23 protein-coding genes are annotated in these 22181 nt (G+C 65.5%); 14 read left to right on the plus strand and 9 right to left on the minus strand.

Annotated features, from left to right (window positions below):
* Positions 1-22 precede the first annotated feature (22 nt).
* From ettA to J7643_06465, 3 genes are all read right to left on the minus strand, one after another.
* A complete protein-coding gene (ettA, locus tag J7643_06455) occupies positions 23-1900 on the minus strand; it encodes an energy-dependent translational throttle protein EttA (GenBank protein MBO9540215.1) in 1878 nt (625 codons plus the stop codon).
* 227 nt (positions 1901-2127) lie between these two features.
* Positions 2128-2493, minus strand: coding sequence for a response regulator (locus tag J7643_06460; GenBank protein ID MBO9540216.1), 366 nt, complete (start codon positions 2491-2493; stop codon positions 2128-2130).
* A 288-nt stretch (positions 2494-2781) separates the two neighbouring features.
* Complete coding sequence (locus J7643_06465; protein ID MBO9540217.1) at positions 2782-3612, minus strand: DNA adenine methylase; 831 nt, start codon at positions 3610-3612, stop codon at positions 2782-2784.
* A gap of 262 nt (positions 3613-3874) precedes the next feature.
* Here J7643_06465 and J7643_06470 point away from each other — a divergent pair, with 262 nt between their 5' ends.
* Positions 3875-4720, plus strand: coding sequence for a hypothetical protein (locus J7643_06470; protein MBO9540218.1), 846 nt, complete (start codon positions 3875-3877; stop codon positions 4718-4720).
* Between the two features lie 52 nt (positions 4721-4772).
* On the opposite strand, the gene J7643_06475 is transcribed toward J7643_06470, so the two are convergent.
* The gene (locus tag J7643_06475) at positions 4773-7214 is read right to left on the minus strand and encodes a vitamin B12-dependent ribonucleotide reductase (protein ID MBO9540219.1); all 2442 of its coding nucleotides are present in this window, start codon (positions 7212-7214) and stop codon (positions 4773-4775) included.
* 785 nt (positions 7215-7999) lie between these two features.
* Between J7643_06475 and J7643_06480 the strand changes: the two genes are divergently transcribed.
* Entirely contained in the window at positions 8000-8494 is a 495-nt protein-coding gene (locus J7643_06480; protein MBO9540220.1) for a helix-turn-helix domain-containing protein, read from the plus strand.
* A gap of 82 nt (positions 8495-8576) precedes the next feature.
* Here the strand turns inward: J7643_06480 and J7643_06485 are convergent, their stop codons facing one another.
* Positions 8577-9746 carry an MFS transporter gene (locus J7643_06485; protein MBO9540221.1) on the minus strand — a complete coding sequence of 390 codons (1170 nt, stop codon included), beginning with the start codon at positions 9744-9746 and terminating at the stop codon, positions 8577-8579.
* A 299-nt stretch (positions 9747-10045) separates the two neighbouring features.
* Between J7643_06485 and J7643_06490 the strand changes: the two genes are divergently transcribed.
* From J7643_06490 to J7643_06530, 9 genes are all read left to right on the plus strand, one after another.
* Entirely contained in the window at positions 10046-10876 is an 831-nt protein-coding gene (locus J7643_06490) for a cytochrome c oxidase subunit 3 (GenBank protein ID MBO9540222.1), read from the plus strand.
* Positions 10877-10938: 62 nt separating this feature from the next.
* Entirely contained in the window at positions 10939-12042 is a 1104-nt protein-coding gene (gene coxB, locus J7643_06495; GenBank protein ID MBO9540223.1) for a cytochrome c oxidase subunit II, read from the plus strand.
* Positions 12043-12063: 21 nt separating this feature from the next.
* On the plus strand, positions 12064-13650 hold the full coding sequence (ctaD, locus tag J7643_06500; GenBank protein ID MBO9540224.1) for a cytochrome c oxidase subunit I: 1587 nt from the start codon (positions 12064-12066) through the stop codon (positions 13648-13650).
* A gap of 17 nt (positions 13651-13667) precedes the next feature.
* Positions 13668-14237: a cytochrome c oxidase assembly protein gene (locus J7643_06505; GenBank protein MBO9540225.1), complete on the plus strand. Its 570-nt coding sequence runs from the start codon at positions 13668-13670 to the stop codon at positions 14235-14237.
* 19 nt (positions 14238-14256) lie between these two features.
* Positions 14257-14397 (plus strand): hypothetical protein, encoded by a 141-nt coding sequence (locus tag J7643_06510; protein MBO9540226.1) that lies wholly within the window; start codon positions 14257-14259, stop codon positions 14395-14397.
* A 31-nt stretch (positions 14398-14428) separates the two neighbouring features.
* Entirely contained in the window at positions 14429-15376 is a 948-nt protein-coding gene (locus J7643_06515; GenBank protein ID MBO9540227.1) for a heme A synthase, read from the plus strand.
* The gene (locus J7643_06520) at positions 15373-16290 is read left to right on the plus strand and encodes a heme o synthase (protein ID MBO9540228.1); all 918 of its coding nucleotides are present in this window, start codon (positions 15373-15375) and stop codon (positions 16288-16290) included. The genes J7643_06515 and J7643_06520 overlap by 4 nt, the downstream gene beginning before the upstream one ends.
* A gap of 10 nt (positions 16291-16300) precedes the next feature.
* Positions 16301-16717, plus strand: coding sequence for a cytochrome c oxidase assembly protein (locus J7643_06525; protein MBO9540229.1), 417 nt, complete (start codon positions 16301-16303; stop codon positions 16715-16717).
* Positions 16714-17211 carry a hypothetical protein gene (locus tag J7643_06530; protein ID MBO9540230.1) on the plus strand — a complete coding sequence of 166 codons (498 nt, stop codon included), beginning with the start codon at positions 16714-16716 and terminating at the stop codon, positions 17209-17211. Before J7643_06525 ends, J7643_06530 begins: the two co-directional genes overlap by 4 nt.
* 63 nt (positions 17212-17274) lie before the next feature.
* Here the strand turns inward: J7643_06530 and J7643_06535 are convergent, their stop codons facing one another.
* The 3 genes from J7643_06535 to J7643_06545 all read right to left on the minus strand — a co-directional run bounded on the left by J7643_06535 (position 17275) and on the right by J7643_06545 (position 19068).
* Positions 17275-17493, minus strand: coding sequence for a hypothetical protein (locus J7643_06535; GenBank protein MBO9540231.1), 219 nt, complete (start codon positions 17491-17493; stop codon positions 17275-17277).
* Between the two features lie 26 nt (positions 17494-17519).
* Positions 17520-18266, minus strand: a complete 747-nt coding sequence (locus J7643_06540) for a hypothetical protein (protein ID MBO9540232.1) — start codon at positions 18264-18266, stop codon at positions 17520-17522.
* Positions 18267-18372: 106 nt separating this feature from the next.
* On the minus strand, positions 18373-19068 hold the full coding sequence (locus J7643_06545; protein MBO9540233.1) for a hypothetical protein: 696 nt from the start codon (positions 19066-19068) through the stop codon (positions 18373-18375).
* Between the two features lie 136 nt (positions 19069-19204).
* Here J7643_06545 and J7643_06550 point away from each other — a divergent pair, with 136 nt between their 5' ends.
* Both J7643_06550 and J7643_06555 read left to right on the plus strand, forming a co-directional pair.
* Positions 19205-19792, plus strand: a complete 588-nt coding sequence (locus J7643_06550; GenBank protein MBO9540234.1) for a 4Fe-4S dicluster domain-containing protein — start codon at positions 19205-19207, stop codon at positions 19790-19792.
* 136 nt (positions 19793-19928) lie between these two features.
* Complete coding sequence (locus J7643_06555) at positions 19929-20351, plus strand: hypothetical protein (protein MBO9540235.1); 423 nt, start codon at positions 19929-19931, stop codon at positions 20349-20351.
* Positions 20352-20413: 62 nt separating this feature from the next.
* Here the strand turns inward: J7643_06555 and J7643_06560 are convergent, their stop codons facing one another.
* Entirely contained in the window at positions 20414-21658 is a 1245-nt protein-coding gene (locus J7643_06560; GenBank protein ID MBO9540236.1) for a hypothetical protein, read from the minus strand.
* 107 nt (positions 21659-21765) lie between these two features.
* Here J7643_06560 and J7643_06565 point away from each other — a divergent pair, with 107 nt between their 5' ends.
* Positions 21766-22128 carry a hypothetical protein gene (locus J7643_06565; protein ID MBO9540237.1) on the plus strand — a complete coding sequence of 121 codons (363 nt, stop codon included), beginning with the start codon at positions 21766-21768 and terminating at the stop codon, positions 22126-22128.
* Positions 22129-22181 lie beyond the last annotated feature (53 nt).

The raw sequence follows: 22181 nt of genomic DNA on the forward strand, positions 1-22181 counted from the left end.
GGATATCCTGCCCCCCTTCTTCTTACGCTTCGGCTGGGACGAGACCGTCTCGGATGGCTTCGAGCTCCTGCCAGCGCAGGTAGAGGGCTTCCACCTCGCGCTTGGCCGTTTCAGCCTGATCGAGCAGCCCCTGGACCTCGTGGCCGCGCTCGGCGTACAGGCTCGGGTCCTGGAGCGCGGCATCGAGCGTCGAGACCTTCTCTTCGGCTTCTTCGATCCGGGCTTCGATGCCCTCGAGCTCCTTGGTCTCCTTGTAGCTCATCTTACGTTGAGTCGGCCGCTCGGACTTGGCGGCAGGGGCGCTCGACGGGGTAGGGACAGGCTTGGTGACGCTCGGGACGGCGCGCCGCTCCATGTAGCGATCGTAAGAGCCTTCCGAGTAGACGATCCGCCCCTCGCCTTCGAAGGCGAGGATGCCCGTCGCCACCCGGTTGAGGAAGTAGCGGTCGTGGCTGACGATCAGGGCGCAGCCCTTGAAGGCCACCAGAGCGTCTTCCAGGGCGCGAAGGGTCATCAGGTCCAGATCGTTGGTCGGCTCGTCCAGGATGAGGACGTTGCCGCCCTTGCGGAGCAGCTTCGCAAGCTGCACCCGGTTCTGCTCGCCGCCCGACATGCGCTTGACGGGCGTGTTGGCCTGCTCGTCGGTGAAGAGGAAGCGCTTGAGGTAGCTGCGCACCGTGATCTGACGGTCCTCGATCGTGACCCACTGGGAGTCGCCGGCGACCTCTTCGACCACGGTTTTCTCGGGATCGAGCAGGTGGCGCCCCTGGTCGGCGTACACGAAGCGGGTGTTGACCCCCACCTCGATGGTGCCGATGTCGGGCTGATCCTGCCCGAGGATCATGCGCATGAGGGTCGTCTTGCCCATCCCGTTCGGCCCGATGACCCCGAGGCGCATGCCGGCCGCGAGCTCCAGGTCCAGGTTCGAGATGAGGGTGCGATCGCCGAAGCGCTTGGTGACGCCCTTGAGCTGGACGACCTTGTTGCCCAGCCGCTGGCTCATGGGGATGAGCAGGTCGAACTCGCCGTGCGAGTCGGGCGGCGCCTGATCGACCAGCTCCTGGAAGCGGTCGACGCGGGCCTGCTGCTTGGTGCTGCGGGCCTTGGGCTGCTTGCGGACCCACTGGAGCTCGCGCCGGATCGTCATCTGGCGGACGTGCTCGGATTTGGCCTGGGCCTCTTCGCGCTCGGCCTTGAGCAGCAGGTACTCGGAGTAGTTGCCCACGTACTCTGCGAGCTTTCCGAAGTCGAGCTCGATCATGCGGTCGGCCACGTTGTCGAGGAAGTAGCGATCGTGGGTGACCAGGACGACGGTCCCGGCGTAGGAGGCCAGGTAGCCCTCAAGCCATGCGATGGTCTCGGCATCTAGGTGGTTGGTCGGCTCGTCCAGGACCAGCAGGTCGGGCTTGGCCACCAGGGTGCTCGCAAGTGAGACCCGGCGCATCTCGCCGCCGGAGAGGCCGCGGATGGGGCGCTCGGGGTCAGGAACCCGCAGGTGCTGCATGACGCGCGCGACCTCGACGTCGAGGTTCCACGCGTCGAGCCGGTCGATCTCGGCCTGGAGGCGCTCATGCTCGACCGCAACTGCGGGGTCTTCGGCAAGCTGGTGCGAGAGGGCGTGGTAGCGTGCGAGAAGGGCGCGGGGCTCGGCGAGGCCCGCCTCGATGCTCTCGCGCACGGTCGCGTCGGGGTCGAGGACGAACTCCTGGTGCAGGTAGCCAATGCGCAGCCCCCTGGCGCGCACGACCTCGCCCTCATCCTGCGGCTCTTGGCCCGAGAGGATGCGCATGAGCGTCGACTTCCCGGCGCCATTGACTCCCAGGAGACCGAGGCGGTTGCCCTGGTGAACGGTCAGGCTGACGTCGTCGAGGATCGCGCGGCCTTGGAAACGGTGGGTCACGCCCCTCAGCGAGAGGAGGGGCTCTCCGGCGAATACATCCATGCCTTCAGGATAGCATGGCGCCGGATGCGGCGCGCCTAGTAGATATCGAACAAGTTGCCGAGGTCGGTGCGGCATCCCGCGGCGCTCAACGCGAGCATCAGCAGGGTCGCCAGGTAAATCAATCTGCGCATGGACGGGCCTCCTGGGGCCTTCATACCCGGGGCGCGCCGCTTCTGCACGCCCCCTTACTTCGTGAGGACCGCCTCGATGGCCGCGAACACGCGCTCTTTCCGGAAGGGCTTGACGATGAAGTCCTTGGCGCCGGCCTTGGCGGCGGCGACGAGCATGTCCTGCTGGCCCACGGCCGAGCACATCACGATCCGGGCGGAGGGATCCTCGGCGATGATGGCCTTGGCGGCCGTGATGCCGTCCCCGTCGGGCATGGTGATGTCCATGGTGACCACGTCCGGCTTGAGGGTCGGGTAGAGCGCGATCGCCTCGCGCCCGCTGCAGGCCTCGCCCACGACCTCCCATCCCCGCTCTTCGAGGAGCTTCGTGATGCAGCGCCGCATGAAGAGGGCATCATCCACCACCAGAACTCGTAGGCTCATCTGTTGCTCCTTGCCAAATGCGCATGCATTGGGGCTTCATCCTATAGCTATTTTGTGAAATATTGAGACTTTCTAAACATGGTCACCTTATTGTTGCGGATCTTGAAGGGGTGGGCTGTTCCGCCGGGGGCGACGCGGGAGGGAGCGCTTGCCTATAGGATTCTGGGCCGCCCGTGCCCCCCGGTCAGAGCGCTGAACAGTATGCCAAGATCGCGATCGCGAAGATATAGAGCGAGACGGCGAATTGAGCAAGAGGGGCCGGTCCATCGGACCGGCCCCTCTAGTTTGTTAGTAGTTCATCACCACGACTTCGCTGATGGCGCCTCGCTTGGCGGCGTCCCGGTTGATGGCCCGGCGGCACCACACCTGCTCGATCCGGTAGTCCTCGTACAGCTCGCGGATGAAGGGCGTGTCCGAGTTGGAGAGCATGACCTTGCAGCCCTTGGCATCGAGCCGCCGGAAGGCCGCAGCCAGGCGGATCTGGTCATCCGGCTTGAAGTCGTCGGCGCCGTAGCTCGTGAAGTTCGAGGTGGAGCTGACCGGGTGGTAGGGGGGATCCAGGTAGATGAAGTCCCCGCGACGGGCCTTGGACACCACCTCGTCGAAGGAGCGCAGCTGGATCTCGACGCCCTGGAGGGCCTGGCTCACGGCGTGCAGGTTGTCCTCGTCGAGGATCTTGGGGTTCTTGTAGTCGCCGAAGGGGACGTTGAACTGGCCGCGACGGTTGACGCGCCACAGGCCGTTGAAGCAGGTCTTGTTGAGGAAGATCATGCGCGCCGCCCGCTGCACCGCCGAGAGGTCGGCGGGGTTCAGCTCGCGGACGTGGTAGTAGAAGTCCTTGTCGTGACGGTACATCCGCAGCACCTCGATGAGCGCGGGCAACTCGTCGCGGATCACCTGGTAGCAGGCGATCAGGTCAGGATTGGTGTCCGAGAGATGCGCCTTCTGGGGCTCCAGGTGGAAGAAGACGGCGCCCGCCCCCACGAACGGCTCGAAGTAGCGGTTGAAGCGCTTGGGGAAAAGCGGCTCGTACTGTCCGAGAAGGCGCCCCTTCCCACCGGCCCACTTCAGAAAGGGGCCCGCTTTGACGGGGGCGACGGCGCGACTGATTCTCGGCATTCCGGGCGGCTCCTTTGCAGCGGCTGATCCATGGAGATAGCTGATCGATGTCTCCGATGATCTTTGTCTCGTTTGATCCATGTTTACATTAGCACGATCGATCCATGGTGGGAACCCCCCTTTGCTAAGGCGATCAAAAAGGGCTCAAACGTCCTGATATCGCCGCTTACCGGCGACCTAGGATTTACAAAAGTTGCGATTATTACGGGCGATTTTGGGCAATAGGAGGATTGTACTAACGCTATTAGAGGGGGAGACAAGGGTGCTGATCGAGCCCGCAGTCCACGAACGCTTTGTCCAAGATTTCGGCATCAACATGCTGAACACGCTGACGGTGAAGGATAACCGTCAGCTGGCGCACAAGCGGCGGATCTTTGTTTTTGACGAACGGGGCGGTGTCTTCGGGGGCAGCGATCAGACCCTGCGGGAGTACCAGAACCTCACGACGGGGGTCTTCCACTCGAACAAGCGCCGCATCGTGGGCGTGCGCTACCGCTGCCGGCCCAACACGCTGGAGGTGCCCGAGATCGGGGCCTTCCACACCCATCCGGTCGCGTTCTCGACGAGCGTGCGCCAGGTCCGGCAGCGCATCGAGAACCTCTTGTGGCTGAGCGACATGGACGTGAAGGCCTTCCTCAAGCAGTACGAGCTCTACGGCTACGAGTGGCACTTCATTGGCAGCATGGACATCGGCTGCTTCCACATCGACGACGTGCGCAAGGGCCGCCGCGAGCCGCGCGAGGTGATCCGCTACCCGAAGCTGGAAGAGGCCATGGCGCACCTGGCCCCCCAGATCCGCTTCTACGACCAGATTCTCCAGTCCAGCGCGGCCGCGGCGCCGAGCCACGAGGTGCTGGTGCGCGTGGTCCAGGACCTGACGGCGCAGCAGGGCGACCTGCTGGGGATCCTCGCCATGCACGATCCCGAGTCGATCCCCATGCTTGCGGGCAAGGTGGCTTCGCGCTTCCAGCTGCTGGGCTACTCGTCGCGCCAGGTGAACACCCTGCTCAAGAAGACTGTCGGCAAGACCGGCAAGGAGGCCACGGTCCTCTCCTTCCAGGATCACCTGTGCAGCGCGTACGATCGGCTTTCGGCTCTCTCATCCTAAACGACGAAAAAAAGGCCCCCAGGCTAAGCCTGGGGGCCTTTTGATGGAAATACTAGGAGCAGCGCGAGTAGCCGCAGCCGTGGCAGACCGCGCACCCTTCGCCAAAGGCGAGCGAGTGGCCGCACTCGGGGCACTCGGGCGATTCGCCGTAGACCTCGACCGCGTGCACGCCGTAGCGACCGTTCACCGTGGCCTCGCCGGCGTAGGTGTAGGCCTCGACGGCCTGAGGCTCGAGGCTCGGCTGGACCACCGGCTGGGCCGAGAGGATGGCGCCGAGCTGGCGCGGGCTGTCCTTCATCACCTTGCCGATGGCGTCAGGGATGCTCAGGGTCTGCTTGGGGCCGAAGCCCGAGGGGTTCGCGCCGCGGATGCCGATCAGCTGGGCGGCGAGCTCGTCCACCGGGACGTTGTACTGGAGCGCCAGGCTGATCAGGCGGCCGATGCCCTCGGAGAGGGAGTTGAGGGTCCCACCCGAGCGGCCCACGTTGGTCACGACCTCGCGGATGCCCTGCTCGTCGTAGTTGACGGTGGTGTACAGCTTGCCGTCGCCGGTCATGGTGACGCGGGTGAAGCCGTACAGGTCCTCCGAGCGGGTGCGGGGGCGCGGCGCCATCGGCACGGCCGGGACGACGGGCGCCGCGACGGGGGCGACGGCCTCGGCGGGCTGCTCGGTCTTCTTGGGCTCGGCCTTGGGCACGCTCAGGGGCTGGAACTGGCGGCTGTTGTTGCGGTAGATGGTGATGCCCTTGCAGCCGGTCTGCCAGGCGATGGTGTAGGCGGCTTCGACGTCTTCGACGGTGGCGTCCTCGGCGAAGTTGATGGTCTTGGAGGTGGCCGAGTCGTTGTACTTCTGGAACGCCGACTGGATCATCACGTGCTCACGAGGGCTGATGTCGTGGGCCGAGACGAAGACCTCGGCAGCCTTGGTGGGCATATCGAAGCCCTTGAGGCCCAGGAGGCTGCCGTGGTTGGCCTCGACGGCGGCCATCAGCTCGTCGCTGTAGTAGCCGTGCAGCTTGGCGTGGTCGAGGAAGACCTTGTCCACGTCGACCATGTGGGTGTCGGCCTGCCAGCGCTTGAAGGCGAGGGCGAAGACCGGCTCGCAGCCGCCCGAGGTGTCGGCGATGATCGAGATGGTGCCGGTGGGGGCGATGGTCGTGGTGGTCGAGTTACGGATGCCGTACTCCTTGACCAGGGCGACCAGGTCCAGGTAGTTGGCCGAGGGGTGGCGGTGGGGGTTGCGATCGCGCTCCACGAAGAGGCGCTCGAAGAAGGCGTTGGACTCGCCCTCGTGACCGTCACGGCCCGAGAACTGGCCGCGGAGCTGCGCCAGCTTGATCGAGGCGACCTTGGACTCGAAGTCGATGAAGCTGAAGAGCTCCTCGGCGACCTTGAAGGAGGCCTCGCTACCGTAGCCGACGCCGAGGCGGAACAGCATGCGGGCGAAGCCCATCACGCCCAGGCCGATCTTGCGGGTGGCGAGGGTGACGTCGCGGATCTCGGGGATCGGGTAATGGTTGGCGTCGATGACGTTGTCGAGCAGGTGGGTCGAGACGTGGATCGCCTCGCGCAGGGCGTCGTAGTCGATGGCGGTCTTGCCGCTATCGTCCATGCGCACGAAGTTCTCGACGTTGATCGAGCCCAGGTTGCAGCTCTCGTAGGGGATGAGGGGCTGCTCGCCGCAGGGGTTGGTCGACTCGTAGCCGCCCATCCAGGGCACGGGGCAGTAGCGGTTCATGCGATCGATGAAGACCACGCCGGGCTCGCCGGTGTTCCAGGCGCGCTGGATGATCTCGCGCCACACCATGCGGGCCTCGAGGGTGCCCATGATCTCACCCGAGCGGGGGTTGCGCAGGTGGTAGTGGCTGTTGGCCTCGAGGGCCTCCATGAAGGCGTCGGTGACCGCCACCGAGATGTTGAAGTTGGTGAGCTTGGAGAGGTCTTCCTTGTGGCGGATGAAGTCGAGGATGTCCGGATGGTCGACGCGCAGGATGCCCATGTTGGCGCCACGGCGCATGCCGCCTTGCTTGATGCTCTCGGTCGCGGCGTTGAAGACGTCCATGAAACTGACCGGGCCCGAGCTGACGCCCTTGGTCGAGTTGACCAGGTCGTTCTTGGGGCGCAGGCGGCTGAAGGCGAAGCCGGTGCCGCCGCCGGTCTGGTGGATCAGCGCGGCGTGCTTGATGGTCTCGAAGATGCCGCCCAGATCATCGGGCACGGGCAGGACGAAGCAGGCGCTGAGCTGGCCGGTGCGGGTGCCGGCGTTGGCGAGGGTCGGCGAGTTGGGCAAGAAGTCCAGCTCGTACATGAGGCGGTAGAACCGGGCCTCGGTCTCCTGCACCTCGGCGGGGGTGGCGCCGTAGTCGGCGTCGATGGCGGCCAGCGTCGAGGCGACCCGGCGGAAGAGATCCTCGGGGGTCTCGCAGACCGCGCCGCTCTCGTCCTTGCGCAGATAGCGCTTCTCGAGGACCGTAACCGCATTTTTGCTCAGCATGAATGACTCCTACCAATAACCGTAGCGATGGTGACGAATGGTTTGCGGGGTGTGGGGCGCGTTTGGGCCAGGAGGCCCGGCATCGAAGGTCGAAGGCAGTGCGATCGCAGGATGCCTTGAGGCGCGGAGGGCAAAGGCTCGGCGGGCTTCAGGCCCGGCACGCTACATCTAGTGTCCTCGTGCGCTTCGCTCACTATAGCACCGCTAGATGGGCGTGTCCAGACAGCTAACTCGCCCAGATTGTCAAGTATCCGCCTTAGTCCGCGAGGAAATCCGGCACCGGAGCCAAAACACCCGCAAAGTGATCCAGATCACCGAGTTTTGGTGTTATGTTGCGACAACAGCGGGGCAACAAATCGAGCCATGGAGCCGGATTGGCCGCAGCAAGGACGCGATCTCGGCCTTATTCGCCATTCCGGATGTAAGTCGAGGATTTTTGCCGATGCAGTGGGATTTCAGTACATCACGGCGAAGATACTGAGATTCAATGATTTATCAGTGTTGCGACAATGCGGTAACAATTTTGCAATGCGCAAGGGGAACAAGGGTTAGGGCGGCTCATGACAACATGCGTCTTCGGGTGAAAAAAATTTTGGCCCGCCGGCGGGAACCGCGGCGAGCCTGGTCGAGTCGAGATTGAGGGCGAGAATTGTCAAGGACGGATTGCTCACGACCCCCTCACGATTAATTATCAATTAAACGTCTTGCCAAGGCTCACGGGTTGATTCATAATTTTTATGAAGGGTTCTATGCTTTGTGCCTGAGAGAGAAGGACGGTTCCCGACATGGTGAAATGGTTAGCCTCTCTGTTTCGTGCCATCCGCACCCTTTGGCCAGCCGGTCATGCCGGCAAAGAGGCGGCGACCTGGGTCCCTGATTCACCTTCCCAGCTCATCTCCGCCTGGCACCAGGCCCGCAATTCCCAATCCCTGGGGTTCATTCTGAACCAGGCCCGGATCTCCAAGGGGCTCAGCTTGCTGCAGCTCCAGACCGGCACGGGGATCAATGCGACTTACCTGGTCAAGCTGGAGCACAACCTGATCAACCAGCCCTCGATCTTCGTGCTGGTGCAGCTCGCCGAGGCGCTGGATCTCGATCTCAAGCAGCTCATCCTGCGTCTCGATCCCCGGGCCTACAGCCCTGAGGACCTGCTGGCGCTCGAGCGTCGCTGGCGCCTGTGCCTCCTGGCGCAGCCCGGCAATCGCAACGGCATCCTCATGCTCGAGGCGATTTCCTTGATCTGGGCCCAGATCGGCGCCAGGGCCTCGGGCTCGCGCTGAGTTTCCTTTTCACTGATAAGAGCCCCGGAGCGACGCTCCGGGGCTCTTTTTATTCCGCCCCTTGGTGGGCAGGGGATCGAGGTTATGCCGCTGCGCGAGCCGGCGTGGTGCCCTTGAGCGTGATGAAGGCGAGCACCAGCGCGGTCACCATGACGGCAGCCCCTGCCTGGTAGGGGAGTCCGGGCGCCATATAATAAAGAACGCCGCCGAGGGCGGGGCCGAAGACCCGCGCGAGGGATTCGCTGCTCTGCATGATGCCCATGGCCGTCCCCTGCCCCGCCGAGGCGCCGCGTGAGACGCCGGTCGAAAGGGAGGTGCGCAGCAGGGCCGAGCCTACCCCGAAGAAGCAGAACGCCCCCAGCAGCTGCATGGGGTTCTGGGCCAGGGGGGTGAGGACGAAGCCGATGGCGAGCACCGCGCAGCCGCTGCGGGTGATTGCCGCCTCGCCGAAGCGCGTGATGAGCTTGCCGACCCCGCCGCCCTGGAAGCCGGCCGAGACCAGGCCCATGGCCATGAACATGAGGCCGACCTGGGTCATGGTCAGCTGGAACTGGTCCTTGGCGTACAGGACGAAGGTCGCTTCCATGTTGGTGAAGGCCAGCATCTGGATGAAGGAGAGCAGGTAGAAGGGCCACAGGGTCTGGCCGGTTTTCTTGAGGGCCTCGATGAGGCCGAGGCGCGTGGCGCCGGACGGCTGCCGAGCGGGCAGCGCCAGGAGCACGAAGAGGGCCGTCAGGACCGTGAGGCCTGCGGCCACGAAGAACGGCAGGCTCGCGTTGTGCCCCCCGATGCCACCTGCGATCCCGCCGATGGCGGGGCCCACGACCATCCCGAGCCCGAGACCCGCCCCGAGCATTCCGAGAGCCTTGGCGCGCGACTCGTCGCTGGTGACGTCCCCGGCGTAGGCCATGGCCGTCGGCAGGGCCGCAGCCCCGAAGGCGCCCCCCACGATCCGGGAGGCGAAGAGGACCCAGGGGTCCTGGGCGAGCCCGAAGATCACGAACGACACCGCGAGACCCGCGAGGCCCGTGAGAAGGACGGGCTTGCGGCCGATCCGGTCCGAGAGGCGGCCCCAGAACGGGGCGCACAGGACGTTCATGGCCGAGTAGGAGGCCAAGAGCAGTCCGACCGTTCGCGAGTCGAGCTTGAAGGTGTCGACGGTCAGGTAGGGCAGGGCCGGGATGATGATCCCGAAGCCCGTCATCACGCAGAAGAGCGTGGCGAAGAGGATGAGGATGGTGCGTTTTTCCATTGGGGGGCCTTTCCGGGCGATGGCAATTCCGGAGATCCGGCGGATCGATTCCGCAGATCCGCTGACGAGTCATTGTAACACGGCCCTGTGGGCGGCTCTCGGCCCTACGGGTTATCTACTGAGCCAAACGCTTTGCATCGGGGAAAACTACGTAATTTAAGGGGCTCGTATAGGCAGCGTAGCAGGGGTTGTGCTAAGATTCCGGGGAGCCTAACGGCGTCCTGACGCCTTTTTGTGCCTGTCGGCGCCGGACCGCACCTTTCACAAAGTAGCAGGAATAACACTAAGGAGACGCACGCGTGAACCAATCCGCCCACGATCAGGGTCACCTTGATCACCCGCACGTCGACACGAACCCCTGGCCGCCAGTAGCAGCCCTGGGGATCGTGATTCTGGCGTTCGGCCTGGCTCTTTCGTTCAGTTTCAAGGCCATCGGCTACGCGGTCCTGATGATCGGCGCCATCGTGACGCTGGTCGGGACCATCGGCTGGTGGCGCGACCTGATCCACGAAGCCAACACCCACACCCTGATGACGGCCCATGCCGCCTCCGAGGCTCACAAGCCCGGCCAGGACATGAAGCTCGCGATGATTCTCTTCATCGCCTCCGAGGTCATGTTCTTCGCGGCCTTCTTCGGCTTCTACTTCTACACCAGCACGGGTGCTGCGGTGTGGCCGCCCGAAGGTACGCCCGAAGCCGTCGAGTCGATCCTGCTGCCCGCGATCCAGACCGTGATCCTGGTGATCAGTAGCTTCACCTACACCTACGCCGAGAACGCCCTGATGCGCGACAACCGCAAGGGCCTCGTCGCGGGTCTCGCGATTACCCTGGCGCTGGGCGTCATCTTCATCGCGGGTCAGGTCTTCGAGTGGCAGCACATGCACCTGTCGATCACCGACGGGCAGCTCGGCGCGGCCTTCTTCATGCTCACGGGCTTCCACGGGGTGCACGTGATCGTCGGTGCGATCTTCATCCTCGTCAACCTGGTGCGTGCCATCAAGGGCGACTTCACCAAGACCGACCACTTCGCCCTCCAGGGTGCCGGTTGGTACTGGCACTTCGTGGACGTGGTCTGGCTGATCCTCTTCTTCCTCGTCCTTTACGTCCCTCTCTACAATCTCCGGGGCTAATGCCCCCGTCTCAGTCGTATTCGCCCTTTACTTGGAGGCAAGCAGTGCAAGTTCGATGGCCGTTGCCACGTAATCTCGTCGCCGGGGTGAGCGCCCTGGCCGCCATGCTGGCGGCCCTCCCCGCTCATGCCGTCGGTGGCGTCGTCAATGCGACCCCGATCGCCGATCGGGTCGACGGGGTCTACAACCTCATCTTCTGGTTCACCACCGTGATCTTCATCGGGGTCTGGGTCGCCATGGCCTTCGTCCTGGTGAAGTTCCGCGCGCGCGAGGGCGGCAAGGCCCAGCAGATCCACGGCAACACCGCCCTGGAGATCATCTGGACCGTCATCCCCGCGATCATCCTGATTGCGATCGCGATCCCGACCTACAAGACCATGAAGTACGTCGAGAACGCGCCCAAGCCCGACCTGACCATCCAGGTGGTCGGTCACCAGTGGTTCTGGGAGTACAAGTACCCCGACAACAAGGTCGCCGTCTCGAACGCGGACCTGGTGATCCCGGCCAACAAGGTCGTCAAGGTCCTGGTCTCGTCGGCCGACGTCGTCCACAACTGGGGCGTGAGCGCCCTGGGCTTCTCGTTGGACGCCATCCCCGGTCACATCAACGAGGGCTGGTTCTACGTCAAGGAGCCCGGCGAGCATGAAGGCTTCTGCCGTCAGCTCTGCGGCACCCTCCACGCCAAGATGACCACCAAGGTCATCGCGCTGCCGGATGCCGAGTGGCAGGCCTGGATCAAGGAGAAGGGCGGCGTCATCCCCGCCACCTACAACCTGGCCGAGGGCGAGAAGCCCACCGAGAAGATCCCCCTCGCCGAGGCGCCCTCGCAGGCTCCTTCGGTTGCCCCCAAGAAGGCCGACGGCGCTGCCGTGTACCAGGCCAACTGCGCCTCGTGCCACCAGGCCAACGGCGAAGGCATGCCGGGCGTCTTCCCCCCGCTCGCGGGCGGCGAGATCCCCAACGGCGACGCGACCGAACACATCAAGACCGTGCTCAAGGGCAAGTCGGGCCCCATCACCGTCCTTGGCAAGCAATACAACGGGGCCATGCCTCCGTTCAGCCAGCTGAGCGACGAGGAGATCGCCGCGGTCATCACCTACGAGCGCACCACCTGGGGCAACAAGGGTGGCGCTGTCACCCCCGACCAGGTCAAGGCCCTGCGTTAGGCTTGAGAGGTAGTTGATTCAATGAGCACCCAATCCGCGAGCGTGCACCCGCACGCCCCCACCAAGCCGACCTGGCTGAAGTGGCTGACCACGACCGATCACAAGAAGATCGGCATCATGTACATCTTCACGGCGTTCTTCTTCTTTATGCTCGCCGGCTTCTTCGCCCTGTTGGTGCGCGCGCAGCTGCTCTTCCCGGGCAACACGCTGCTCACCCCCGATCAGTACAACCAGATGGTCACGATGCATGCCTCGGGCATGATCTTCTTCGCGGTCATCCCCTTGCTGGTCGGCTTCGGTAACTACGCGGTGCCGCTGATGATCGGCGCCCGCGACATGGCCTTCCCCCGCGTCAACGCCATCGCCTTCTGGATGCTGCCCTTCGGCGCCCTGATGATGATGTCCAGCTTCTTCCTGGGCGGCGCGGCGGCGGGCGGCTGGACCCAGTACCCCCCTCTCTCGGGCGGCTTCTTCTCGCCCGGGCGCGGCGTGGACATGTGGATCCTCGGCCTGCACGTGGTCGGCGTCTCGTCGATCATGGGCTCGATCAACTTCATCGTCACCATCCTCAACATGCGCGCCCCCGGCATGCGGCTTCACAAGATGCCCCTGCTGTCCTGGACCGTGCTCGTCCAGTCGTGGCTGCAGCTGATCGCGACCCCGGTTCTCGCCGGCGTCCTCACCATGCTGCTCTTCGACCGCAACTTCGGCACCTCGTTCTTCCGCCCCGAGCACGGCGGCGACCCGCTGCTCTGGCAGCACCTCTTCTGGTTCTACTCGCACCCCGCCGTCTACATCATGATCCTGCCGGCCTTCGGCATCGTCTCGGAGATCCTGCCCGTCTTCTCGGGTAAGCCCATCTTCGGTTACCTGGCCATCGCCTACTCGTCGGTCGCCATCGGCGTGCTCGGCTTCGTGGTCTGGGCCCACCACATGTTCGCCACCGGTCTGCCCGTCAGCATCCGCATGGTGTTCATGTTCCTGACGATGCTGATCGCGGTGCCCACGGGCATCAAGATCTTCAGCTGGGTGGCCACCCTGTGGGGCGGTCAGATCCGCTTCACGGTCGCGGCGCTCTACGCGATCGCCTTCGTGGCCTTCTTCCTCATCGGCGGTCTGTCGGGCATCTTCCTGGCGTCGGTCCCGGTCGACGTCCAGCTGACCCACACCTACTTCGTCGTCGCCCACATCCACTACGTGCTGTTCGCCGGCTCCATGCTCGGCATCTTCGCGGCCATCTACTTCTGGTTCCCGAAGATGTTCGGCAAGATGCTCGACGAGAAGCTGGGCATGGTCCACTTCTGGCTCACCATCATCGCGATGAACGTGACCTTCTTCCCCATGCACGTGCTCGGCATCATGGGCATTCCCCGCCGGTACTACACCTACTCGGCGCACCTGACCGAGGTCGCCACCATCAACACGATCGAGTCGATCGGCTCCTTCGTGCTTGGCGTGGCGCAGTTCATCCTGATCTACAACGTCATCGTCTCGCTCAAGAAGGGCAAGACGGCCGGTGACGATCCCTGGGGCGCCAACACGCTCGAGTGGACGGTCTCGTCGCCGCCCCCCGACAACAACTTCGACGTCATCCCCACCATCCGATAGAAAACCAGGGACCAGCGATGCATTCCGAAGAGCTCCATCAACAGGCGATCCAGGACAAGAACAGCAAGACCCTCAAGATGCTGGGCTTGATCATCGTCGGGATGTCGCTCTTCGCATGGGCGCTGGTCCCCATCTACCGGATGGTCTGCACCAAGTTCGGGGTGGGGACCGCTCCCCAGCGCCCGAACTTGGCCAACGTCTCCACGGGGGTCGGCGATCGCCAGATCACCGTTCGGCTTGTCGGCATCACCACTGCCGGCACCCCGGCCTCCATCGAGCCGCTGGAAGAGAAGGTCGTCGTCCGGGTTGGAGAGACCCGCGAGGTCAAGTACCGCTTCAAGAGCTTCGTCGACCATCCCCTCGATTTCCAGGCGGTCCACAGCGTCACGCCGCCGCTCGAGGACCAGCACTTCCACAAGCTGGAGTGCTTCTGCTTCACCAAGCAGACCCTCAAGCCCCGCGAGACCCGGATCATGCCGCTGAGCTTCTGGGTCGATCCCAAGGTCGCGGCCAAGGTCGACACCATCACCCTGCAGTACACCCTGTTCGCCCTGAAGCCGGAGCGCCCGGCCAAGCAACCGGGTTAGCCGATACGAGGAGGTCCCGATGCACACCGAAGAGGCCCATGTCGCCGCTTACCAGGCGAAGAACCGCATGCTTGGTCTGGTCATGCTCGGCGTCATCGCCGCGATGATGCTGCTGGCGTACTTCACCCGCAGCACCCTCTACCACACGGTCTTCAAGTAGTCGCTCCTGAAGCGCCCCGAAGGAGAACCCCTTGGCCAGCCCCGCTGATACCTTCCGACGTTTCCGCCCCCTTCCCGTGGGCATCGTCGTCTTGACCTACTGCTTGATCCTGCTCGGCGCCATCACGCGCCTGATGGGGGCCGGCCTGTCCTGTCCCGACTGGCCCCTCTGCAACGGCAAGCTCATCCCGACCTTCGAGGGCGGGGTCATCTACGAGTGGCTCCACCGCCTGGTCGCGGGAACCGTCAGCATGCTCTTCATGGGCATGCTCGTCTGGATTTTCGTGAACCCCACCCTGCGCAAGCGCCTCTGGAAGCTCGCGCTCTTGGCGGTCGCGGTGCTCGGGGTCCAGATCACCCTGGGGGCGCTGACCGTCACCAAGCTGCTCAAGCCCCTGGTCGTGACCATGCACCTGGGGACCGGCACCCTCCTCTTCTCGACCCTCATCTGCATCGCGGGCGCCACCGTGCTGGCCGCCAAGGACGCCCCGGCCGCTCCGCGCCAGCCCAAGGGCCTCAAGCCCCTCGCCCTTCTCACCCTCGTGGGCGTCTACGGCCAGATCCTGCTGGGCGGTCTGGTGGCCTCCAACTACGCGTCGTGGGCCTGCCCCGACTTCCCCACCTGCCATGGCATGTGGTTCCCGCCCCTGACCGGTTTCATCGGCCTCCACATGATCCATCGCTACGGCGCCTATGCGGTCACCCTGATCGCGCTGGCCCTCTTCGTGGTCGGCCGCAAGGCCGAGGGGCCGCGCATGCGGCTCGGGATCTCGGTGGTCTTCGCCCTGGTCTGCGCCCAGATCGCGCTCGGCATCGCGAACGTGCTCATGAAGATCCCGGTGCCGCTGGCGGCGGCCCACAACGGCTTGGCTGAGGCGATCCTCGCGACCCTGGTGGCCCTCAACTTCGCCCTCTGGCACCGCGGTGCCGCTGCGGCGAGCGACACCGCGTCCGCGCGGGAGGAGGCGCTGAAGGCATGAGTGCAGTCCACGTTTCCACGCGCCCCTCGGTCCTCGACGTCCTGCGCGACTACTACCAGCTCACCAAGCCCACCATCGTCATGCTGATGCTGGTGACGGGCCTTCCCGCCATCCTGATGGCGGGCAAGGGCTTCCCCGCTCCCTGGCTGATGGTCGTGGCCCTCCTGGGCACGGCCATGGCCGCCGGCGCGGCGAGCGCGCTCAACCACTGGTACGACCGGGACATCGACGGCCTGATGGAGCGGACCAACCGCCGCCCCATCATCTCGGGCAGCGTGGGCCCCAACCAGGCCCTCGCCTTTGGTCTCATCATGAGCGCCCTGTCGGTGCTCCTCCTGGGCTTCTTCGCCAACTGGCTCTCGGCCTTTTTGGCCTTCGTCGCGATCTTCTACTACGTGGTGATCTACACCATGTGGCTCAAGCGCCGCACCCCGCAGAACATCGTGATCGGCGGCGGCGCGGGCTCCATGGCTCCGCTCATCGGCTGGGCGGCTATCACGGGGAACGTGGGCTTGCCTGCCTGGCTCATGTTCCTGATCGTCTTCATGTGGACCCCGCCCCACTTCTGGGCGCTCGCGCTTTACCGTCGCACGGACTACGCCAAGGCCGGCGTCCCCATGATGCCGGTGGTCGCGGGCGAGGATTCCACCCGCCTGCAGATCGTCGTCTACACCGTCCTGCTGGTCGCCACCACCCTGGCCCTCCACTTCACCAAGGCCACGGGCCTGATCTATTTGGTGGGCGCCCTGGGGCTCGGGGCGAGCTTCACGGTGGGAGCTTTCAAGCTCTACCGCGAGAAGACCGATGCGGCGGCCAAGAAGCTCTTCATGCAGTCGATCTTCTACCTTCTCATCCTGTTCGTGCTCTTGTTCGTCGATGAGGTGGCGCGTATCGCGCTGCCTATCCTGCGCTAGGAGGCCAGCCGTGAAGGCCAAGGCGTTGTTGCTCGCATGTGTCGTGGTGGGGGCCCTCGCCCCGGCGGCGCTCGCCGCCCCCCGCGAGGTGAACGTTCACTTCCGTGGGACGGTCGACAAGGGGCTCCCCCTCGACTTCGGCCCCACCCGCCCCGCGCTGCGGGTGAAGCTGGGTGAGAAGCGCACCATCCCCTACCGCCTGACCAACTTCACCAAGGAGCCCATGCACCTGAAGGCCGTCCTCAAGGTCGAGCCCGCCGAGGCGACCAAGGCCTTCCGGGTGGTGAAGGGCTTGAGCCTCTCCCCGGTGCTGGTCCAGCCCGGCGAGAGCAAGGTGCTGCCCGTGGAGTTCGTGGTGGCGCCGGACCTGCCGACTTCGGCCCCCGAGCTGACGGTGGGCTTCGTGCTCTCCAAGGGGGCGAAATGAACAACGGCAAGCTGGTCATCGTGGGGATCTTCGCCTGCGTGATCGCGGGCGGGCTCTGGATGCGCAGCGCGGCCTCGAGCCAGTGGAACACCACCCTGGCCTTCTACCACGAGCACCGCCCCACCATCGCGCGCTACGAGGCTTTGCACGAGAAGGTCCGGGCCCTGCAGCTCAAGCCGTCGCGTGAGACCGTGGCCCTTGCGACCGAGGCCCGCAAGCTTGCCGATCAGGCGCGTACGATGACGGCCCCCAACGGTCGGACCATGCGCACCCAGGCGAGCGAGATCGCCTACGCGGAGCAGGTCGAGGCCTGGGCGCAGGAGCTGGCGCGCACGGGCCGATCCGTCGAGGAGGCCTCGCCCTCATTCCTCGATCTCGAGGCCACCTACGGCGCGCTGGTCGGGCAGGTGCGGATGGACGATCCGGAGTATCCCTTCCGGCTGCCGCCCGCGCCGGGCACCATGCCGACCCCCAAGCCCCGGCGCATCATCTAGGGCGCGGCGCGAAACCAGCTTTCAAACAGGCGGTGACCATCGGTCATCGCCTGTTTGCTGCTTTCAGGGGCTCTGGGGCGGAGCCTGCTCGGGCCCTGGCCGCTTGCTCTCTTCGGGCTCGCTGGCGACGAACTCGCCCTCGTGGAGGGGGGCGCGGTACTGGAGCGCGGTCCAGACGACCAGCCCGAAGACCAGGGCGGAGAAGAGGACCATCATCCCCCCGAAGAAGAAGATGGCCGCGTTGGCCTGGACCCAGTGGCCGGATGAGACGGCGACGGGCATGGAGGCCCTCCTTTCACGCAGGGGGATTACGGCTCGGAGGCGAATTGCCGGCGCAGGTGCTGGTACTCGTCCCAGCTGATCTCGCCGCGCTCGTAGCGCGCCCGCAGCTCGGCCCGGCCCGACTGGATCAGGTCTCGCTCGTTCGGCTCGGTCGCCTCGAAGGCGTAGGGGGCTGCGGCGGCGCTCGCAGGAACGGACTCGATGTAGAGGTAGACGACCGCCCCGAACAGGATCAAGGGCAGCAGGATGGCGATGCCGTTGCCGCCGTACCCCTCGCCCCGGATCGAGCCGTTGAGCAGGCCGACCGCCACGTAGGCGAACCCCATGACCGCCCCGTAGAGGTGGTAGCCGATGAGGCGCACGAAGGCTTCTTGAGGCCCGTAGTTGATCCCCCAGATCCCCGGATCGCTCTCCTGGCCCTCGCGGATGTGGGGGTTGAGCTGCCGGCCGATGCTGATCAGCGGCATGGAGAGGAGCCAGTGGTAGATCCCGAAGCCCGTCCCCACGAAGGTGGCGAGCCACAGGACCCCGGGCAGGCCCAGGTAGGCGAAGAGGCCGGCGTAGATCAGGCCGAAGACCACGCCTATCCCCAGGTGCATCAGCAGGCCGATCAGCGCGGCGTTCCGGTCGATCTGGGGCCGGACGATGCCGCCGAGGAGCCGTCCGAAGTCGATGTGGACGAAGCCCAGCGCGAGCATGAGGGTCATGAAGCCGGTGAAGGCGGTGGTCGCCCAGACGGCCGCAGCGATCGCGTTATAGAGGTTGAACGGCATGGCGAACCTCCTCTCCGTGCGCGGGAGTGTAGCAGGCCGTGTCGCCAGCGCCTAGTGCGAACCGGCAGAAAATGAACCCCCGCTCGGGCGAGCGGGGGTCGAGGTTTTACTTGGCCCGCTTGGCGTGCGGGATGAGGCCCAGGTCGTTCATGTGGCTGCGCATGCCGACCAGGTAGCCCACGGCGCCGAGGGCGAGGATTACGATGGAGCCCACCGAGAACCAACCGACGTTGCCGCCGAGTGCGCTGAGGGTTCGCGGATCCAGCCCGACGCTGCCCGGCATGTAGATGCCGCCCTGGGCCGCCTGGGCGCCTGCGACGGCGCCGGTGGTCGCGCTGGCGGCCAGGGTGCCGGCGAAGAGGCCGAAGAGCAAGGGCAGGGTCAGCACGACGGACGCGTAGATGATGCCGTTGACCGCCCCGGGGTAGCGCGAGCGCAGGTTGGAGGTCCAGCCCGCGAGCACGGCCCCGACGAAGGTCGAGACGAGCATGATGAGCCCGACGGTGAAGCCAATGGTGGCGGCGGACTGCGCCGGGTTGATGGCGCGGGCGGCGATCGCGAACGCCGAGAGGATCGTGGCGCAGGCGAGATAGGCGAAGAAGCCGCCCCAGATGGATCCCCAGTGCACCAGGTCGGCGCCGAAGGGCTCGACCTTCTCGAGGCGCGTGACCGTCATGTTCTCGACCATCTCAGGGTGCGCGGTGGTCACGTTCCGCGCCATGAGCATGTTCCGGCGAATATCGAGATCCACGTCCGACGCCGAGGGCGCGTTGGCCTCTGGGCGATTGTAATCCCGTTCCATCCTGTGCCTCCTTTCCAGTCCCATGGGTGGAAGACGCCCTGATGCCGGCAACGTAATATAGCTCAACGTCGTTGGCAAGCACCGCTCTTTCCCTCTGGGCGCGCCGTTTCACCCTCTCGTTTGGTATCCTGGGGGAATGGAACCCGAATCGTCTCTTTCCCGCGAGGTCTTCGTCCGCGAGGGCGTGGGGCAGCTGGGCCAGCGTTTCGGCCTGCTCTTCGGGGCGTGGCTGGGCCTCTCGCCCAAGCCGCCCGTGGAGCCGCCGGATCGTCGTGTCCTGCGCCCTCCCGGCGCGCTGCCCGAAGAAGCCTTCCTGAAGGCCTGCACCCGCTGCGACGCCTGCGCGGCGGCTTGTCCCGCCTTCGCCATCAAGGTGGCGGGGCGCCTGGACCCGGTCGCCGCGGGCACGCCCTACTTGCACGACCCGCTGCGATCGCCTTGCCTGTTGTGCGAGGATGCGCCGTGCATCGCCGCTTGCGAGCCGGGTGCGCTCGTTCCAGGCCCCTTTCGCCTGGGCCGCGCGGAGATCGCCGAGGATCGTTGTGTGGCGTTTGCCGGCGAGGCGTGCACGGCCTGCGCCGAGGCCTGCCCGCTCGGCGAGGAGGCGATCGTCGTGCGGGAGGGGCGGCCCATCGTGGTGCCCTTGGGCTGCGTGGGTTGCGGGCAGTGCCTGGGCGCGTGTCCGGCCCCGGGCGGGGCGATCGCGCTGCGGCCGATGCCGTAACGATTCGTAAGCAGGGGGATCTATCGCCGCAAGCTGTGGTAGAATGTCGCAGGAAGCGATCGAGGGCTCGCCCTTGGCGCAACCGGCGCCAATCGCCGCAAATCTTTCTCGATTCCTAAGGAGTGAACTTCTCACCATGATGCTCGCACTCGCCTCGGCCGCCGCTGGCTTCGGCCACCTCGTGAACGGTTACTGGTACCCTGGCGCCACGGGACAGATCGTCCTGCTCTACGCCTTCACGGTCCTCTTCACCTTCATGGGCTCCTACTGGTTCGGTCTCGCCTTCAAGCAGCGCTCCATGCGCTCCTGGATGGAAGGCGCCCTCAAGGCGACCGTCGCCTGGACCGTCACCATCGTCGCGGCCATCCTGGTCCCCATCGGCCTCTACGGCATGGGCGTCACCGCGCTTCAGAACAAGGTCGTGGGTGGCATGACGATCACCCCCTTCATCGCCGAGAGCATCTCGGGCGCGCTGACCTTCGGCATGACGATCACGCTCCTGGTCCTGATCGTGGCCTTCTTCTACACCAAGGGCGCGGCCTGGTTCCTCAAGCCCTAGTCTCTCTTTCAAACGCCCGAAGGCCCCGCTCGAATCCGAGCGGGGCCTTCGGGCGTTTGGGGCTAGCCACTCGTCGGCAGGACGTTGCTGAAGATGATGCGCTTCTTGAGATCCGTGAGGGCCATGCGATCCTCGGTGCCCCACGGGTTGCTGAAGTAGACCTGGTCGTCGGCGATCCGGGTCACGAGGATCTCGTGGACGCCGTGGATCTTGCCCTGGGCGTCCGGCTTGCCCCACCTGAGCGCGACGGGCACGGGGGATCCGCCATTGGCCGACTGGCGGATGGTCGCGAGCATCGAGTCCTTGAAGGCGTCGATCTGGCCGGCGGGATGCTCGCCGATATCGAGGAGGCGAGGCTTGCCGTCGATCAGGCCCGAGAGCACGCGCTGCACGCCCGTCTGGCCGAGGCCCTGCCCCCCGGTCTCGACGTGCACGTCCTTGGCGTTGTCGTAGTTGGTCTTGTCGCCGTTGCCGTACTCCATGAGCGAGGCTTGCCAGAGGCGGGCCGACGCGGTGCGTCGCGTCCCGTCGGCGGTCTCGGTGCCCGGCTCGCGCAGGATCGCATCACCGTTCGCGAGGTTTACCGAGCCCTGGGGCGAGGCGAGGCCCGCGACGATGCGGGCGTACTCGGCGGGCTGCGTCAGCGCCATGAGGATCTGGAGGGTGGAGACGGTGCAGGTGCCCTTGTTGTGCTGGTTGATGATCGAGGGCAGGGCGATCTCCTGCAAGAGGTCGCTCACCAACTCGCCCCGCTTGAGGCTCGCGTGGATCGGCTCGCTCGCAAGCCGATCGAGCGTCTGCAAGAGCGTCTTGCCGTCATCGGCGAGCGGGGCGCCAATCAGCTTCCCCTCGATCAAGAGGACCTGGAGCGCGAGTCGGGCAGCGGGATCCTGCTCGGTCTGGGCCTTGATGTGCTCGTAGGCGACCTTCTGCGCGGCGTCCAGCTTGGCGAGCGTCGCTTGTTCGAGGGGGGCGTTGCTGGCGAGTTGCTGCTTGGCGAGGGGGGCGTTGCCGGGGCTGTTTGCGTCACGACCGTCGCGCAGGGTGGTCCTGAAGCCATCGGTGGGTTGGACGGGCTTTGCGATGAGCCAGAGCGTCTCCGCGTCGCGGCGCACGTCGGAGGCCGTCCGGCCCCCTGGGGGATTCGAGGCCGATGCGGGGGGCGTGGTGCCGATGAACAGCTCGTCGACGTCCATCCGAACAGGAGCGGGGCTCGGAGCCGCTGCGGCACGCGGCGCAGCCGCAGCTTGAGGCTTGCCGGCCGGGGCGGTTGGGGGGATGGAGGGGCTCGACGGGGTTCGGATCATGGGGGCTCTTTTCTGCGAAGCTTCCTTGCTTGGTATATACCCCGGATCAATCCGGCGCTTGCTGGGTATGGGCCTTGTAGGCCATCCCCACCGCATAGGAGCCGCCAATGCCATCGGAGATTCCCGACACCATCGAAACGTCGCGCTCGCTCTATCAAGCCCTCACCGCTCGCCCTGTGAGGCTCGGCATCTCGTCCGAAGAGGTCTTGAGGGCCCTTGCCCAGGGAGCGAAGGGCATCCTGGTGGAGCTGCCCTGGGGCGAAGGGCGGCATCAGATCGTCGTGACGCAGGTCGATGCGCGCCGGATCCGCTTCTTCAACGCGCAGCGCACGGACGCGCCCGCAGGTACGGTGCTCGGAGCGCCGGGTCCCGAACGCCGCGTCGAGGCGAACGGCGAGGAGAGCATGGACCTGGTACGCTTCGTCGCCCTCTTCGCCCAAGGGGGCAAGGCCATGCTTCAGGGCGCCTAGAGGAATACAGCCCTCTCTTTCGCTGGGATCCGCGCTACAATAGAGATCCCGCC

The sequence above is a fragment of the bacterium genome, from assembly GCA_017744355.1.
Classification (GTDB): domain Bacteria; phylum Cyanobacteriota; class Sericytochromatia; order S15B-MN24; family UBA4093; genus JAGIBK01.

Coding starts and splice junctions, on each gene's coding strand:
- J7643_06460 (MBO9540216.1), bottom strand. CDS start 2,493: ATGAGCCTACGAGTTCTGGTGGTGGATGATGCCCTCTTCATGCGGCGC.
- J7643_06465 (MBO9540217.1), bottom strand. CDS start 3,612: ATGCCGAGAATCAGTCGCGCCGTCGCCCCCGTCAAAGCGGGCCCCTTT.
- J7643_06475 (MBO9540219.1), bottom strand. CDS start 7,214: ATGCTGAGCAAAAATGCGGTTACGGTCCTCGAGAAGCGCTATCTGCGC.
- J7643_06480 (MBO9540220.1), top strand. CDS start 8,000: ATGGTGAAATGGTTAGCCTCTCTGTTTCGTGCCATCCGCACCCTTTGG.
- J7643_06485 (MBO9540221.1), bottom strand. CDS start 9,746: ATGGAAAAACGCACCATCCTCATCCTCTTCGCCACGCTCTTCTGCGTG.
- ctaD (MBO9540224.1), top strand. CDS start 12,064: ATGAGCACCCAATCCGCGAGCGTGCACCCGCACGCCCCCACCAAGCCG.
- J7643_06505 (MBO9540225.1), top strand. CDS start 13,668: ATGCATTCCGAAGAGCTCCATCAACAGGCGATCCAGGACAAGAACAGC.
- J7643_06510 (MBO9540226.1), top strand. CDS start 14,257: ATGCACACCGAAGAGGCCCATGTCGCCGCTTACCAGGCGAAGAACCGC.
- J7643_06520 (MBO9540228.1), top strand. CDS start 15,373: ATGAGTGCAGTCCACGTTTCCACGCGCCCCTCGGTCCTCGACGTCCTG.
- J7643_06530 (MBO9540230.1), top strand. CDS start 16,714: ATGAACAACGGCAAGCTGGTCATCGTGGGGATCTTCGCCTGCGTGATC.
- J7643_06535 (MBO9540231.1), bottom strand. CDS start 17,493: ATGCCCGTCGCCGTCTCATCCGGCCACTGGGTCCAGGCCAACGCGGCC.
- J7643_06540 (MBO9540232.1), bottom strand. CDS start 18,266: ATGCCGTTCAACCTCTATAACGCGATCGCTGCGGCCGTCTGGGCGACC.
- J7643_06545 (MBO9540233.1), bottom strand. CDS start 19,068: ATGGAACGGGATTACAATCGCCCAGAGGCCAACGCGCCCTCGGCGTCG.
- J7643_06550 (MBO9540234.1), top strand. CDS start 19,205: ATGGAACCCGAATCGTCTCTTTCCCGCGAGGTCTTCGTCCGCGAGGGC.
- J7643_06555 (MBO9540235.1), top strand. CDS start 19,929: ATGATGCTCGCACTCGCCTCGGCCGCCGCTGGCTTCGGCCACCTCGTG.
- J7643_06560 (MBO9540236.1), bottom strand. CDS start 21,658: ATGATCCGAACCCCGTCGAGCCCCTCCATCCCCCCAACCGCCCCGGCC.
- J7643_06565 (MBO9540237.1), top strand. CDS start 21,766: ATGCCATCGGAGATTCCCGACACCATCGAAACGTCGCGCTCGCTCTAT.